General features: G+C 47.4%; 16 protein-coding genes. 3 read left to right on the forward strand and 13 right to left on the reverse strand.

Annotated features, from left to right (window positions below; all coding sequences use genetic code 11):
- Positions 1 to 90: 90 nt before the first annotated feature.
- Positions 91 to 1140 (forward strand): YkvI family membrane protein, encoded by a 1050-nt coding sequence (locus KJS52_RS12070; protein ID WP_213515371.1) that lies wholly within the window; start codon positions 91 to 93, stop codon positions 1138 to 1140.
- A 103-nt stretch (positions 1141 to 1243) separates the two neighbouring features.
- Here KJS52_RS12070 and KJS52_RS12075 read toward each other — a convergent pair whose 3' ends face one another.
- Positions 1244 to 2371: a glycosyltransferase family 4 protein gene (locus KJS52_RS12075; RefSeq protein ID WP_213515373.1), complete on the reverse strand. Its 1128-nt coding sequence runs from the start codon at positions 2369 to 2371 to the stop codon at positions 1244 to 1246.
- A 107-nt stretch (positions 2372 to 2478) separates the two neighbouring features.
- Here KJS52_RS12075 and KJS52_RS12080 point away from each other — a divergent pair, with 107 nt between their 5' ends.
- Positions 2479 to 3633, forward strand: coding sequence for a GGDEF domain-containing protein (locus KJS52_RS12080; RefSeq protein ID WP_213515375.1), 1155 nt, complete (start codon positions 2479 to 2481; stop codon positions 3631 to 3633).
- A gap of 103 nt (positions 3634 to 3736) precedes the next feature.
- Here KJS52_RS12080 and KJS52_RS12085 read toward each other — a convergent pair whose 3' ends face one another.
- The 5 genes from KJS52_RS12085 to nrdI form a co-directional block, all read right to left on the reverse strand.
- Complete coding sequence (locus tag KJS52_RS12085) at positions 3737 to 4192, reverse strand: effector binding domain-containing protein (RefSeq protein WP_213515377.1); 456 nt, start codon at positions 4190 to 4192, stop codon at positions 3737 to 3739.
- Positions 4193 to 4321: 129 nt separating this feature from the next.
- A complete protein-coding gene (gene hprK / locus KJS52_RS12090; RefSeq protein ID WP_213515379.1) occupies positions 4322 to 5230 on the reverse strand; it encodes an HPr(Ser) kinase/phosphatase in 909 nt (302 codons plus the stop codon).
- Between the two features lie 128 nt (positions 5231 to 5358).
- Positions 5359 to 6315 (reverse strand): class 1b ribonucleoside-diphosphate reductase subunit beta, encoded by a 957-nt coding sequence (gene nrdF / locus KJS52_RS12095; RefSeq protein ID WP_213515381.1) that lies wholly within the window; start codon positions 6313 to 6315, stop codon positions 5359 to 5361.
- 40 nt (positions 6316 to 6355) lie between these two features.
- On the reverse strand, positions 6356 to 8440 hold the full coding sequence (gene nrdE / locus KJS52_RS12100; protein WP_213515383.1) for a class 1b ribonucleoside-diphosphate reductase subunit alpha: 2085 nt from the start codon (positions 8438 to 8440) through the stop codon (positions 6356 to 6358).
- Positions 8427 to 8786 carry a class Ib ribonucleoside-diphosphate reductase assembly flavoprotein NrdI gene (gene nrdI / locus KJS52_RS12105; RefSeq protein ID WP_213515385.1) on the reverse strand — a complete coding sequence of 120 codons (360 nt, stop codon included), beginning with the start codon at positions 8784 to 8786 and terminating at the stop codon, positions 8427 to 8429. The genes nrdE and nrdI overlap by 14 nt, the downstream gene beginning before the upstream one ends.
- 312 nt (positions 8787 to 9098) lie before the next feature.
- Between nrdI and KJS52_RS12110 the strand changes: the two genes are divergently transcribed.
- The gene (locus KJS52_RS12110) at positions 9099 to 9320 is read left to right on the forward strand and encodes a hypothetical protein (protein ID WP_213515387.1); all 222 of its coding nucleotides are present in this window, start codon (positions 9099 to 9101) and stop codon (positions 9318 to 9320) included.
- A 134-nt stretch (positions 9321 to 9454) separates the two neighbouring features.
- Here the strand turns inward: KJS52_RS12110 and KJS52_RS12115 are convergent, their stop codons facing one another.
- The 7 genes from KJS52_RS12115 to aroE are packed head-to-tail and all read right to left on the reverse strand — an operon-like array spanning position 9455 to position 13925.
- On the reverse strand, positions 9455 to 10204 hold the full coding sequence (locus KJS52_RS12115) for a class I SAM-dependent DNA methyltransferase (protein WP_213515389.1): 750 nt from the start codon (positions 10202 to 10204) through the stop codon (positions 9455 to 9457).
- Entirely contained in the window at positions 10201 to 11124 is a 924-nt protein-coding gene (locus KJS52_RS12120; RefSeq protein ID WP_213515391.1) for a CvfB family protein, read from the reverse strand. The genes KJS52_RS12115 and KJS52_RS12120 overlap by 4 nt, the downstream gene beginning before the upstream one ends.
- Positions 11121 to 11468: a ribosome silencing factor gene (gene rsfS / locus KJS52_RS12125; RefSeq protein ID WP_213515393.1), complete on the reverse strand. Its 348-nt coding sequence runs from the start codon at positions 11466 to 11468 to the stop codon at positions 11121 to 11123. The genes KJS52_RS12120 and rsfS overlap by 4 nt, the downstream gene beginning before the upstream one ends.
- 55 nt (positions 11469 to 11523) lie before the next feature.
- A complete protein-coding gene (yqeK, locus tag KJS52_RS12130) occupies positions 11524 to 12090 on the reverse strand; it encodes a bis(5'-nucleosyl)-tetraphosphatase (symmetrical) YqeK (protein ID WP_213515395.1) in 567 nt (188 codons plus the stop codon).
- Entirely contained in the window at positions 12083 to 12670 is a 588-nt protein-coding gene (gene nadD, locus KJS52_RS12135) for a nicotinate-nucleotide adenylyltransferase (protein WP_213515397.1), read from the reverse strand. Before nadD ends, yqeK begins: the two co-directional genes overlap by 8 nt.
- A gap of 35 nt (positions 12671 to 12705) precedes the next feature.
- Positions 12706 to 12996 (reverse strand): ribosome assembly RNA-binding protein YhbY, encoded by a 291-nt coding sequence (gene yhbY / locus KJS52_RS12140; RefSeq protein WP_213515399.1) that lies wholly within the window; start codon positions 12994 to 12996, stop codon positions 12706 to 12708.
- Positions 12997 to 13028: 32 nt separating this feature from the next.
- On the reverse strand, positions 13029 to 13925 hold the full coding sequence (gene aroE, locus KJS52_RS12145) for a shikimate dehydrogenase (RefSeq protein WP_213515401.1): 897 nt from the start codon (positions 13923 to 13925) through the stop codon (positions 13029 to 13031).
- Between the last annotated feature and the right edge of the window lie 21 nt (positions 13926 to 13946).

Genomic DNA, 13946 nt, shown 5'->3' on the forward strand with positions numbered 1-13946 from the left:
ATATGGTGTACATCTCTGCAATATGCTTGTCATGCTTGTCTGACTGCTCTCATATACTGGCTAATAGTATAGTTAAAGTGAGGGAAGGCTATGAAGCTACAGGATTGGATTAAATCATTTCAAATAGCGGCGATCTATATGGGCACCATTGTAGGGGCTGGATTTGCAACCGGACAGGAAATTTTGCAGTTTTTCACCAGATTCGGCAGCTGGGGAACGTACGCGATTATATTTTCCACCTTTTTATTTATTTGGCTTGGCTACAAGGTGATGCTGCTCGCTTATCAGATTAAGGCAAAATCGTATGAGGATCTTAACATCGCGCTGTTTGGTGAAAAATTAGGCTTTATTATAAGCTTGTTTATGCTCGTCGTGCTGCTCGGCGTATCAGCAGTGATGCTTGCCGGCGCCGGCACCGTTTTTGAGGAAAATTTCGACCTATCTTATCAATTGGGCTTGATTGTGACAGGGATCGCCTGCTTTTTTTTACTGCTGCGCGGCATGCATGCGATCATTGCAGTCAACTCCATTGTAGTGCCGATTATGCTGCTGTTCACATTGATTATTTTTTTTGATACCTTGCAGATGCCGAACACATCCAGCTTTCTCACGATTAAGACCGACTATCCCCTTTGGACTTCACTCAGCACACCTTTTCTATACACTGCCTTTAATTTAGCTTTGGCGCAAGCCGTGCTGGTCCCGATTGGCGCACAAACCAAAAATCCGAAAATTATTAAACGAGGCGCACTGCTTGGCGGATTAGGCATTGGCTTTATGCTCATTGTCGGCCATATTGCGCTGTCAGCACATATGCCCGGCGTTCAGCAATTTGCGATCCCGATGGGTGGCATCGCGCGAAATATGAGTGTAGCCGTTTATTATATTTATGTCACCATTATTTTTGCCGAAGTTTTTACAACCTTGCTTGCCGATATTTATGGACTGGCTCTGCAGGTGCATGAGCGCTCCAAGCTTCCAACCAGCCTCATCATCTTTTGTGCGATTGTATGCTGTTATTTTATGAGCCAAATCGGCTTTGGCAACTTGCTGGCAACGCTTTATCCGCTGTTTGGCTTCATCAGTCTCGGCTGGTTTATCCTTATCGCCCGCAAGCGGCTAGAACCGATTCAAAAATAACCGCTCAACCAAATCAGCACCAACCTCCATATTGCGCATGGAGCTGGTGCTGATTTGGTTATTGCGCTGTCTGTTCGTACAACAGCGACAGGCATCAATTAATTTATTTGCTTTTTTCCTCGCGGTACACCTTTTTAAGCTGGGCAATAACCCGCTCCAGCGAATAATCCTTTTTCGCCTTATCCGAGGCTGCACGGGCAAGCTGATAGCGATAGTCCGGATCAATAATGACCGTTTCCAACGCTTCAGCCAACGCCTCGTCATCCTCTACAGGGACTAGCAGACCGTTAACACCATGCTCAATTTGCTCCGAAATTCCGCCAACATTCGTGCCAACAAGCGCCAGCTGGCAAAGCGCCGCTTCGGCGAACACCGAGCCGAATGCTTCAGCGCGCGATGGTAGCACGAACACGTCGAAAAATGGCATAAACTCCTCGGGATGGAGCATATAGCCATAAAAAATAATATCGTCATATAAGCCAAGACTTTGCGCCATCGCTTCCAGCTCCTTGCGGATCGGTCCGTCGCCGATCAGATGCAGCACGAACGGATGGCCCTTTTCCTTAATGCGGGCGCATGCCTTCAGCAGCACATCCAGCCCTTTGGCAGGCACAAGACGGCATACTGAAATAAGCTGTGTCACTTCATTTTCATGGGCGATTGGCCGAAAGCGTTTCTCATCAAAGCCGTTATGAATAACCTTGATCCGCCCTGCATCCTCCACATAATGATGCAGGTAGGTTTGGAAGGCATGAGAAACCGTTAATATCCGATCTGCGGTTACTTCAAGCTCGCGGTAAATGCTCGTTAGAAATTGATGCTCAGGCCCGCCAGCTTCGATCTTTTTGTTCAAAATCAGCTCTCGCTCATAGCTGGAATGCAGCGTCAGAATAAGCTTCGTATCAGGAAATACTCGCTTCATGACCATAGCTGCAATCGGATGATGAGCATGAATAAGATCATATTTCTTTTTAATGCGCATCTGTGTCCACCACAGATAGTCGCGATAGGTTTGAATATATTTATCGACTAGCGTGTTTCCTAGATAAGGCGTATGATCGAACGTTTTGAAGCTAACTGGCTCGTTGCCCTTGTTGCGGATGCGCTTCGGCAGCGAGAAAAGCTCCATTTCGTAATCCATTTGATTAAAGCGCTCCTGAATATACGGAACCATTGAGGAGACGCCTCCCGGCTGTTCAGGTGGGAAGAACAATGCTTGTAAAATATTCACTGATACCAGCTCCTTAATTCTGTTTTAACCGTTCTATCATACGACAAAATATGATATAGTAGAACATATGTTTCGGTAAACATAAATACGACTCAGAGGTTTTACATATGACCATTTTTACGGCCAACCCACATTTATTATCAACGCTGGCACCCTTCATCTGTTTTATTGTAACGGTAATTTGCCTTTTGACCTCTATTAAAATAATGCGCCGCTACCGGCACAAGCAAGTGTTTATTATACTTATTTGCGGCCTTGGTACTGCTGCAATTCCTCAGCTGCTGAACGCTTATGCCGCAAGCTCGCTGCAGGCTGTTCCTGAGTCGCTTTATATTATTTCGACAATTGCAGGTACGATTTCCTTCATTATCATTAATTTTGTGTTTATGAAAATGTATGCAATCGGAATTCGCATAAGGATTGCACCAATTCTATTGCTGTCTTTGGGAGCAGCAATAGCGATTGCCGCGAGCTTCTTGCTGGCACCATATGAGATTGGCGGCACTAAAGCGCTCGGCTTTCCAGTGCTCGACTTCTATATGTTTATTCTCATCATTACAATGCTAGTCGTCACTCGCCATATTGAAATGCCCGCTGCTTATTTTATTAGCTTATGCGTCATGTTCAGCTATCAGATCGCACTTATGCTCCACCAATACGTATTTGAGCATTCGCAGCCGTGGCTGGGTGCGCTTGTTATGGCTTTGCCTGTGCTTTATTATTTTTTGCTCTTCTATCTGCTGCTGGAATGGATTATGGAGCGTTTGCTCACAACCTATCAATCTGCCATTTTAGACGGGCTGACAGGTCTTTATGTACGCAGGCATTTTCAAAAAAAGCTTGCCGAGATGATTGCACGCAAGCCAGCTGCCGTTATTTTTTGTGATATAGACAATTTTAAAAGCTTGAACGACACTAAAGGCCATCATGCCGCAGATCAAGCGCTGCAGCAGGTTGCTTCTATCCTTAGAGATGAGGTTGCCCCACACGGCATTGCCGGCCGCTATGGCGGAGAAGAACTGCTCGGCGCCATTGAAATTGATAAGGTTAAGCCGCAAACGATCGCCGAGCGAATACGAGCGCGTGTAGAGCAAGAAACAATCGTAACCGTTAGCGTTGGCTTCTGCACAACGAAGGAAAGTGCGGAGCTTGCTTCCCTTGTGAAGCTGGCTGATGAAGCGATGTACTATTCGAAATCGACAGGCAAAAACAAAGTAACCAGCTATCGCTCCATACCTGCCGCCTACAAAAATAAAGCATAACTAAAAAAGCTGCCTGGCGATGACGCTTGGGCGCAATAAAGCACATAATTGCTTCATGCGCCTGTCATAAGTCGAATCGCTTCAGGCAGCTTTTGCATACGATCTAATCAGCAATAGGAATGAGCAAATCAACCATCTCTTCTTCCCAACGCTGAGCCTCCAAATAAAAAATTTCCAACGAAACGGCCAAATCAAGCTTTTTGTAGCCATTATCATGAATCCACGTATTTAATAATTCATATCCTTCGCCTATTCGTTGCGAGGAAATGCTAACAACAGCATAGCGATGCGCAGGGATTGTAATCGCTACGAATCCATCTGGCAGCGCCTCTTCGGAATATTCCCACTCGAAGCAAGCCCAATATGTCGCAAATGCTTCATTGCCGAAATAAGGGCAATACAGGATATTAGGCTGTATAACATGATCCAACTCATGCCGTCTTGCCAGAAAATCAGACTGCAGGCGAATCGATTCATCGGGAAACGTTGAATACGGTCCGCAATAAGGAATACCAATAAGATGCAGAGCAGATTTATATACAATTGAGCAAGCCTCCATGCTATACTCCCCCTCCTATACCTTCAGTACCATCAATCTAGCTAGTCTTCGGACAATATTGTAGCATAAACTGCCATAAAAAGGATAGCTATTAAGCTACTTAATAAGCATCCCCCTCATTTTACGCAATTATTCCATTTGCAGTCGCTTCATAAAATCTTCCATTGCGCTATAGCCCTGCTGCTTTAAATACCAGTTGTTGCAAGCAGCTTCAATCAAGCCAGCCACGTCGCGCCCAGGCTGCAGCTGAATCTCAATATGTGGAATTTTGACGCCCATATACTCAACAAAGCATGGCTCAAGGTCAAGATCATTGTTCAGTTCGTTTTCCTTCCAGCGCGTCAGCTCAATATCGAGCGTAATGCGCGTCTCATCCTGAAACGCCTTGCGGCCGTACAGCCTGACTACATTTACGAGGCCGACACTGCGCAGGGCAAGAAACTCCTTTGTTTTCTCATTATGCGAGCCAAGCAGCGTATGCTGGCTCAGCTTCTTCAAAACAATAATATCGTCAGCAACCAGGCGGTGTCCGCGGCGAATAAGCGTATGCGCCGTTTCGCTTTTGCCAACGCCGGATTTACCGCGAATAATAATGCCAATGCCTGACACATTCATGCAGACGCCATGAATCGATTGCTCAGGCGCCAGCATGTTGAGCAAATAATGATCCAGCTTGCCGATAAACATAGCGGTATCATCGCTCGTGCGCAATAGAGGAATTTGCTCCTCTTCACAATATTTTTTCAAGTATTTTAATCCATCCTGCCCTGCTGTTACGATAAAGCAAGGCGGATGGTATTTAACGATATTGCCGATATGATGATTGCGCTCTTCCTCTGTCAGACGGTGCAGATACGTAATTTCCTTGCGCCCGAGAATTTGAATATGCTGCTGTGGAAAATAATCGAAGTATCCGACAAACTCCAAGCCAGGCCGATAAACTCTCGCTTTCGTAATGCTGCGATCAAGCTGTGAAGCGCCTGCCAAAACTTCCAGTTCAAATCGCTGCACCAGATCTTGAACTTGAATCATCTTCATCGCCTGTTCTCCCCCTAAAAACTTTTCTAGCCTTTACCAAGCCTGCAAACTATATATTCCGCTTCGGTCAAAAAACGCTCTCGTAGTTAAGTACGAGAGCGATCATTTTCGACGTGCAAGCCTATATATTAAAAATTAAAGACAAAATCGTCATCTGTCAATGGCTCTACGTTCAATGTACGAATATAGCCGTTGCCTTTTTTCGAGAAAAAGTCATGCTGCTTCGTATGCGTGCTAATGCCATTAAATACGATCGGGTTAATCGGTTCCTCCGGGAAATGCGGCTCAAGTCCCAAATTCATTAATGCTTTGTTGGCATTGTAGCGAACATAAGCTTTAACCTCATCCTGCAAGCCTAGCGGAGAATACAGCTCATCCGTATAAATAACCTCGTTCTCGTACAGCTCAAGCAGCAGATCAAGCACTTCCTGCGCCAGCATTTCCTGCTCCTGCTGCGGGAAGCTGGAAGCTAGCTCCTGAGCCAATACGCCTACATACAAGCCATGAATACTCTCATCTCGCAAAATCAAGTCGATAATTTCGCCGCTGCTTGTCATTTTGCCTTGTCCAGCCAAGTAAAGCGGATAGAAGAAGCCGCTGTAGAACAAATAGCTTTCCAATAGCACGGAAGCCGCCATCGCACGATATAAATCCTGCGGCGTGTGAATGCTGTTGTACCAGTTCGCAATAATCGTCGCTTTCTTCTGAAGCTGCGGGTTCGTTTCCACCCAACGGAAAATTTCATCAATTTCCTCATTGGAGGCCAGCGTTGTAAAAATGCTGCTGTACGATTTGGCGTGAATTTGCTCCATCATCGCCATAAAGCCCAGCACAGCCTTGCGTTGAAGGCCTTCCACATGCTCCAAAATTTTAGGCATGCCGACGCCGCCTTGCACAGTATCAAGCAGCGTTAATCCGCCCAATACATGCTTATATAATGTACGCTCTTCAGTCGTCATTAATTCCCAGTCCATTTTATCATCTGATAACGGAATCTCTTCGTCCGTCCAAAATTGCATCACATTTTGTTGCCAGAATGTTTGTGTAAAATCGTCATCAGGACGGTTCCAGTTTACTGCTTTCATACTCAGCATACTCCTTTATAAGATGAAATATAGCTGCGCCTTAAACAGCGCAGCTTGTACATTCCTCGACCGAAAGTCGTTTTGTTCTCGTATAGTACAATGATTTCAAGCCTTTTTGCGCAGCATAGATATAGAAGCGTGCCAGTTCTCTCGTCGATACATTACTATTGACATGAAGAACAGTAGACACCCCCTGATCCACATGCTGACCAAGCTCAGCAATCAAATCTATCAGTTTGAACTGATCGACATTGTAAGCTGATTTATAGAAGAAGAAATTATCCTGTGACAAATACGGCATCGGATAATACGTTGTTGAATTCGCATAGGTGCGAGTCTCGATATGCTCGACAATCGGCATTACGCTCGAGGTCGCGTTTTGAATATAGCTGATGCTTTGGGTTGGTGCGACAGCAAGGCGGTATGCGTGGTACAAGCCATGCTTCTGCACCTTTTCTTTAAGCTGTGCCCAATCCTCCGGACCAGGTATGTGCATGCCTTCAAACAGCTGCTGAACGCGCTCCAGCTGTGGACGGAAGTCCTTCTCCAGATAGCGGTCAAAGTACGTGCCCTTGGCATACTCGGAGCGATCAAAATCTTTGAATGTTTCGCCGCGCTCCTTGGCAATTTCCATACTTTTCTCAAGCGAGTAGTAGTTCATCATCATAAAGAATACGCCAGCGAACTCACGCGCCTCCGCGCTCTCATAAGAGATTTTGTTTTTCGCCAAAAAGCCGTTAAGGTTCATTGCGCCAAGTCCTACGGAATGAAGCTCGTCATTGGCCTTGCGCACGCCTGGCGCATTGTCGATTTCAGACAAGTCGCTCACCGTCGTCAACGCCTCAATGCCGACGTGCACGGAATCTTTAATCGCTTTGCGTTCCATGACGTTTACGATATTCAGTGATGCAAGATTGCAGCTAATATCGCGGCGGATAACATCGTCGAAGCCGTAATCGTTAATTTCAGACGTTTCCTGAAATTGGAAGATCTCTGTACATAGATTCGACATTTTGATTGAGCCGATATCTTTCAATGCATGCATTTTATTGGCATTGCTCTTGTTCATAATGTATGGATAGCCGGATTCCAATTGGATCGAAGCGATTTTGGTAAGCATGTCGCGTGCGCTCATGACAACCTTTTTCTTTACTTGATCATTGGCAAGAAGCTCCTCGTACATTTCATCGAGGTCCATATCGTCCAAATGCTGACCATACGCTTTATAGACAGAAAACGGTGCAAATACATGCAATGGTTTGTTTTGAGCAGCAAGCTCGTAAAATTTATTAGGAATAATTAGACCAATTGATAATGTTTTAATGCGAGATTTTTCATCAGCATTAATTTTTTTACAGTCCAGGAACTCGATAACGTCCCAGCCGAAAATGTTGTAGTAGCCAGCTCCAGAGCCTTTGCGCTGCCCCATTTGGTCAGCATAGGAGAATGCATCCTCCATCAGCTTAAGCACAGGCATAATCCCTTTGGCAGCCCCTTCAACGCCTTTGATCGGCTCACCACGGCCGCGCAGCTTTGATAGATTGACGGCGACGCCGCCGCCGATTTTGGAAAGCTGCATGCATGTTCCCAGCACGTAGTTGATAGAGTTGAGCGAATCATCCATCTCTAGCAGGAAGCAGGATACCATTTCGCCGCGACGGCTTTTTCCCGCATTAAGGAAGGTCGGTGTAGCAGGCTGCAAGCGCTGCTCGATCATCGCCTTGGCAATCCGCTGCGCACGCTCAAAATCTCCTTCGCCCAAATGCAGGGCTACGATCGCCACACGCTCGTGATATTGCTCCAGATAGTACTTCTTGTCATTGCTTTTCAGAGCATAATCCTTATAAAATTTGGAAGCTGCCATGTAAGACTGAAACTGGAAGTTTTCTGAAGCGGTCAAATCGAAGATTGCTTTCACTTGATCATATGTATACTTTTCATAGACATTGTCGTAGAAGTCGTTCTCGATCAAATAGTTTATTTTTTCCTCGAAAGAGCCAAATTTCATGCTTTTGGCCTCGACCTCTTCCATAAAAGCGGCTACCGCTTCCTTGTCCTTCTCCAGCTGATAGAAACCATCAGCCCCGCGTTGCATTAGCTCATTGTTCAACTCAATATGCTTCAATGGATTGCACCCTTTCGATAAATTGTAGCGTGTCTTGATTCGTTCCAGAAAGCTCGAACTTCAGGATAACAGGTACATTGTAGGTTTGAGCGATCGTGTCGGCGCTTTTGGCAAATCCGGTCCCCCAATTGCGATTGCCGCTTGCAGATACCCCTCTCAACATCTTGTGGTTGTGCTGCAAGAAGTCTGACACCTTTGGCGGAACCTGGCCGAAGCCTGTTGTATATGTAACTAAAACATAGGGCTCGTCCACCTTCGGCATTTCATCAATGGACACCGCATCCATATTCAGCTTTTTCACAAAACGCTTTACATTGCCCGTTTTGGAATCATATACAACTAACATTTCACTCTCTCCTTCACCCATATATAGCAATCAAAAAGCGCTCTACCTTATCATTAAGGAACAGGCAGATGCGCTTGTAGCTCGAATCATGCTGACTACTGCTTGGACTACATTTTGTACTAGATGTAGTCGCTGAATAAGATAATACATCAAGATATAGGAGTAGTCAATTGAATCTGACCAAATTTAACCTATGAAAATATTTTCAAAGCGACGAGCCCAATACTGGCGTGGCTTTGACTCGTCTCGACGATTTTTAAAAAATCAGCTATCATGTGATAGTAGCATTTGCTAATCGCCAGGAGGGATCTTATGAGAACAATTCAAACGTTAGAGGAAGCTTTAGCAAGGGTTGAGGATTTATTCCAGAAATGTGACGAAAGAGATGAATCGCTGCTTGCTTACATGCGTCAGCTGGCAGCTGAAAACGAGCAATTGAAGCGCTCCGTGCACAAATTACGGGCAAGCAAGGGAATAAAGGGAACCACAACATCTAGTATGCATAGCAAGCTGACGGATGCTTTGCGAGAGTAGAACAACTAGAGCTGAATAGAGCAGCTAAGGCAGATAGAACAGCTAGGACAAAAGCAATAGTCAATGCAGCTCTTGACAGAAGATGACAATTTCCGCCCTGCAACAAAGTAAAAAACCTGACAAGTTGTCAGGCTTTATTTTATCGCTACAAAAAAGAGCCGCTCTGCTTGCTCGTCATAGGGCTTCAGTTGAAAATCGGCGAAAATGTTTACCTCTGTAAAGCCGATTTCACGCAGCGCGCCCTGCAGCCACATCGGATGGTAGGCCCTTTGAACATGCAACTCGTCAATTCGCCGGTAGCGGCCATCCTCCTCTGCTACGAAAATAGCAAGCTGATGCTCGATAATATGCTCTTCCTCATCATATTGGGATGTCCAAAGATACGCAATGCCGTCCTCGTCATATACGAACGGCGCTTGCTCCGCATATTGCTCAAAGCGCGAAATCGGATGGACATCGAAAATAAAGCTGCCCCCCTGCCTCAAGCCGCTGTACGTAGCTTGAAGAGCTGCGAGCAATTCATCCTCGTCCACAATATAGTTAAAGCAATCACAAAACGAAATAACAGAATCGGCTGGCTGATCCGTTTGCCAGCTGCTCATATTTTGCTGCAGCCAGCGCACTGATCCGCTCGTCGGCAGCGTCATTTGCTGCTTAGCGTCAGCCACCTGCAGCATGGCGGCAGACAGATCTATCCCTGTAACCTGGTAGCCATCACGAGCAAGCCCTAGCGCAATCGTTCCTGTCCCGCAGCCGAGGTCGACCACATGCTCAGGCTGGCCATAACGCCCCCAAATTTGCTTGGCGAAGTCCAGCCACTGATCATAGGGCATATCCTCCATCAAGCGGTCGTAGACCGCTGCAAAGTCGTTATATGCGCTCACTCATCCTCACCCTCAGTCGCAGATGCCTGCTTCTTCGGCGCATGCTCTGTCAAATAAGTCCAGCTTCCCTGCTGCACAACCAGTCCATCGCGCATCAGCTTGCCCAGCGCCCGTTTAAATGCGCTTTTGCTAATGCCGAAACGGTTGCGAATCAGGTCGGCTTCCGTTTCATCGGAATAAGGCATGCCGCCGTTAGGACGCTGCTGCAAAAATTCAAGGATGCGCTCAGCGTCCTCCAGCCGCCCGTATTCCTTTTGCTGATGCATGGACAGATTAACACGCCCATCCTCGCGCACAAACGTCACCCTTGCCCGCACACGCTGTCCCAGACGCAAGCTCGTTGCCCGCTCGGAGCCAGGTATAAGACCGTAAGCGCCAAAGCCGACCACACCGCCGTCAATAACGACAAATGACCCCATTTGCAAGCTTTTTGTTACCCAGCCCTCGACCCACTGATTTTTCCAGGCAGCCGGTGCCGGGAAGGTTAGCGGCGCCAGATCCTGCTCTTGAGCAAGCCTTGCGATTTGCCGTCCGCTTTTGTCATGAGTAAGAATGACAAATACTTCATCGCCAGGCACAGGTCGATACTCCACCTTTTCTGGCAGCTCGCTTATCGGCAGCAGAAGCTGGCGCCCAAGGCCGATCTCCAAGAAACAGCCGAGTCTCGGGTGCACGTCCGCAACAGCCAGACGAGCCATCTCGCCTAAGGTGATGTAAGGCTTTTTCATCGTAGCGCAGATGCGATCCTCCGAATCATAAAAAAGAAAGACCTCTACCATATCGCCTGCATGCGGCTTGGAGCCTACAAGCTCAGTATATGGAAGCAGCACCTCGTCTGCCCCATCGCTAAGAAAGTAGCCGTAGGGAGAAACCTCGCGCGCCACCTTTAACGTATCGAGCGTACCTGCTACAAAGCTCATACTAAGTCCACAACCTTTGCATCAGACCATATTTTTTCGATATTGTAGTATTCGCGCTCTTCTCTATGGAATACATGCACGACAACGTCACCAAGGTCAATCAACACCCAGCGAGCCGTATTTTCCCCTTCTACGCCGCGAATTTTCACGCCGAGCTTGTCTGCCTGCTTGCGGACTTCAGTAGAAATCGCCAGCACCTGAGTATCCGAGTTTCCGCTGCAAATGACAAAATAATCAGCGACCAGAGATACACCGCGCAGGTCAAGCGCCACAATATCATGCGCTTTTTTATCTGCCGCCGCGTCCACTACAACATCAAGAATTTTTTCAATCGTTACATTCATAGAATACCTCCTAAATTTTTTATAATCATGCTGCTTTTGATCCAGTACCAACAGACTAATCCAGCTTGGCAGCAAGCAAGCTGTTGCGTGCTGCAAGCGTGCCTGGATAGATGATGCGATGTTTTTCTATTAATATCATTATGGTTGCATTAAGTCCGAATAAAATACTTTCCTCCAAGCTAATTTCCGCAAGTTTTCTCGCTTCTTCGACACCTGGAAAGCTGCGATTGGGCTCAATGTAATCAGCAAGCCATACGATTTTTTCCAGCTTGCTCATCCCGGCGCGACCTGAGGTATGATAACGGATCGCATCGCGTACGCCCTGGTCCTCTACTCCATATTGTGCCCATGCTACATGCGCGCCAATCTCCGCATGCCACAATTCCTTATTGTATTGCAGCAGCTCTGTATCAAGCTGATGCTCCACAATATAGCTGCGCTGCTGCTCAACTGGCCAAAACTTCGCTACATCATGGATAATGGCCGCCAGCTCTGCTCGCTCGGGATCCTCGCCGTATTGCTCAGCCAGCTGTCTCGAGGTGCTCATTACCCCAAGTGTATGAATCCATCTTCGCTCGGGCATCTGGCCCGATACCGACTTTATTATTTCTTCTCTATTCATACAGATGATACCTCCTTATATACTGCTCGACCTCATCTGCTACAAAATAGCGCAACGATTTTCCTTGAGCAGCCCGCTTGCGCAGCTCTGTCGAGGAAATTTCAATTTGCGGCGCCGTTATGATCGCCACGCTTGATCGCCATGCTTGCGGCAGCAGCTCAGGCTGCAGCGGTGCGGATGGACGATTCAAGCCAATAAAGCCGATACGCTGCCGCAGCTCCTCGGCGCGATGCCATTGCGGCAAATCATGGATGCGATCCGAGCCGACGATATAATGAAAGTCACACCCTTCGTGCTGCTCCATCAATGAGGCAATCGTATCAATGGAATAGCTTGTGCCGCCTCGCTTCAGTTCAATATCGAGTACGCGAAAACGCGGCTCATGACGGGTAGCGAGCTTAACCATTTCCAGACGATGCTGCTCATCTGCTATCGGAGCATTAGGCTTTAGCGGCGGGGTAGCCGCCGGAATAAACCATACCTCGTCCAGCTCCGCTGCTTCCATAGCAGATACAGCCGCAATTAAATGACCGATATGAATCGGATCAAATGTGCCCCCCATAATTCCTATCCTGCTCATGCTGCCACTCCCTGTGCGATAAACCTTGATGTCCTCTAAGGCAACTCAATCGTCTTATGATCTCTGGACTCCTTATAAAGGATTATCGTCTTGCCGATGACCTGCACCAGCTCGCTCCCTGAAGCTTCAGCTACCTCCTGCCCAAGCTGCTTCGGGTCCTCAAGGCAATTGTTCAGGACGGACAGCTTGATCAGCTCGCGCTTTTCAATCGCCTCCTCGATATGGCGAATCAATTGCTCATTGCTGCCGCCCTTGCCGATTTGAAAAATTGGCGTCAAATGATGGGCTTGCGCACGCAAAAATCTTTTTTGTTTTCCAGTTAGCATTCAATAAACCTCTCTCATTACAATATAGTCCATTATTCGACAATGTGCTTTTGCTTCAAGGCCGCCAATACGGCCTGCCTCATTGCCTCTACTGGAGCCTGCTTGCCTGTCCAATATTCAAAGGCAAACGCTCCCTGATAAATAAACATGCCAAGTCCGCCGTGCTTTATGCAGCCATGCTGCTCGGCATCCTCTACAAAGCTCGTATACAAAGGGTTATAAATTAGATCGCTGGCGACAGCTCCCGCCTTTAGCCAGCTGCCCTGCGCCGGCTGCTCATCCTCATGGGGATACATGCCGACGGAGGTCGTATTAATAACAACATCTGCCGAAGCGCATAGCAGCTGCAGCTGATCAGTGCCGCAAGCACGCAGCTCGCCCTGATGCTTTAAGGATGCAACCAGCTCTTCAGCGCGCGCTACCGTTCGATTGACAAGCGCGATGCTCGCAGGCTGCTCCTTCAGCAGTGCATGCACAATTCCTCTTGCCGCCCCACCAGCGCCAATAACAACAATTTCTTTTTGCTGCAAGGAAGCAATCGCTTCCTCCTTCAATGAGCGCACATAGCCGATTCCATCCGTATTGTAGCCAATCAGCCTGCCATTATCATTGACGATTGTATTGACTGCGCCAAGCTCCTCTGCATCCGCATCGATGTCATCAAGATGCTTCATTACATGAAGCTTATGCGGTATCGTCACATTCAAGCCGGCTAAGCGGCTTGCTCTCGCCTCGGCGATAAAGCGCTCCAGCTGCTCTTCCTTTACGAGAAACGCACGATATTCCGCATCAAGCCCAAGCTCGGCAAATGCCCGATTATGCATTATCGGCGATTTAGACTGCGCAATCGGATCGCCAATTACCGCGTACAACGCTTTATCCGGGTTGGCCGCTCGCCACCCGCTTAAATCCAAGCTGCTATCTGTCATGCACTTATTCACCTCAACTAT

The organism is Paenibacillus montaniterrae (assembly GCF_018403185.1).
In the GTDB taxonomy this organism is placed as follows: domain Bacteria; phylum Bacillota; class Bacilli; order Paenibacillales; family Paenibacillaceae; genus Pristimantibacillus; species Pristimantibacillus montaniterrae.

Excerpts from the sequence above, each read along its gene's own strand:
- KJS52_RS12120 (WP_213515391.1), bottom strand. The coding sequence starts at position 11,124 with ATGAGCTTTGTAGCAGGTACGCTCGATACGTTAAAGGTGGCGCGCGAG.
- KJS52_RS12110 (WP_213515387.1), top strand. The coding sequence starts at position 9,099 with ATGAGAACAATTCAAACGTTAGAGGAAGCTTTAGCAAGGGTTGAGGAT.
- nadD (WP_213515397.1), bottom strand. The coding sequence starts at position 12,670 with ATGAGCAGGATAGGAATTATGGGGGGCACATTTGATCCGATTCATATC.
- rsfS (WP_213515393.1), bottom strand. The coding sequence starts at position 11,468 with ATGAATGTAACGATTGAAAAAATTCTTGATGTTGTAGTGGACGCGGCG.
- nrdF (WP_213515381.1), bottom strand. The coding sequence starts at position 6,315 with ATGAAAGCAGTAAACTGGAACCGTCCTGATGACGATTTTACACAAACA.
- KJS52_RS12080 (WP_213515375.1), top strand. The coding sequence starts at position 2,479 with ATGACCATTTTTACGGCCAACCCACATTTATTATCAACGCTGGCACCC.
- KJS52_RS12085 (WP_213515377.1), bottom strand. The coding sequence starts at position 4,192 with ATGGAGGCTTGCTCAATTGTATATAAATCTGCTCTGCATCTTATTGGT.
- nrdI (WP_213515385.1), bottom strand. The coding sequence starts at position 8,786 with ATGTTAGTTGTATATGATTCCAAAACGGGCAATGTAAAGCGTTTTGTG.
- KJS52_RS12070 (WP_213515371.1), top strand. The coding sequence starts at position 91 with ATGAAGCTACAGGATTGGATTAAATCATTTCAAATAGCGGCGATCTAT.
- yqeK (WP_213515395.1), bottom strand. The coding sequence starts at position 12,090 with ATGAATAGAGAAGAAATAATAAAGTCGGTATCGGGCCAGATGCCCGAG.
- hprK (WP_213515379.1), bottom strand. The coding sequence starts at position 5,230 with ATGAAGATGATTCAAGTTCAAGATCTGGTGCAGCGATTTGAACTGGAA.
- aroE (WP_213515401.1), bottom strand. The coding sequence starts at position 13,925 with ATGACAGATAGCAGCTTGGATTTAAGCGGGTGGCGAGCGGCCAACCCG.
- yhbY (WP_213515399.1), bottom strand. The coding sequence starts at position 12,996 with ATGCTAACTGGAAAACAAAAAAGATTTTTGCGTGCGCAAGCCCATCAT.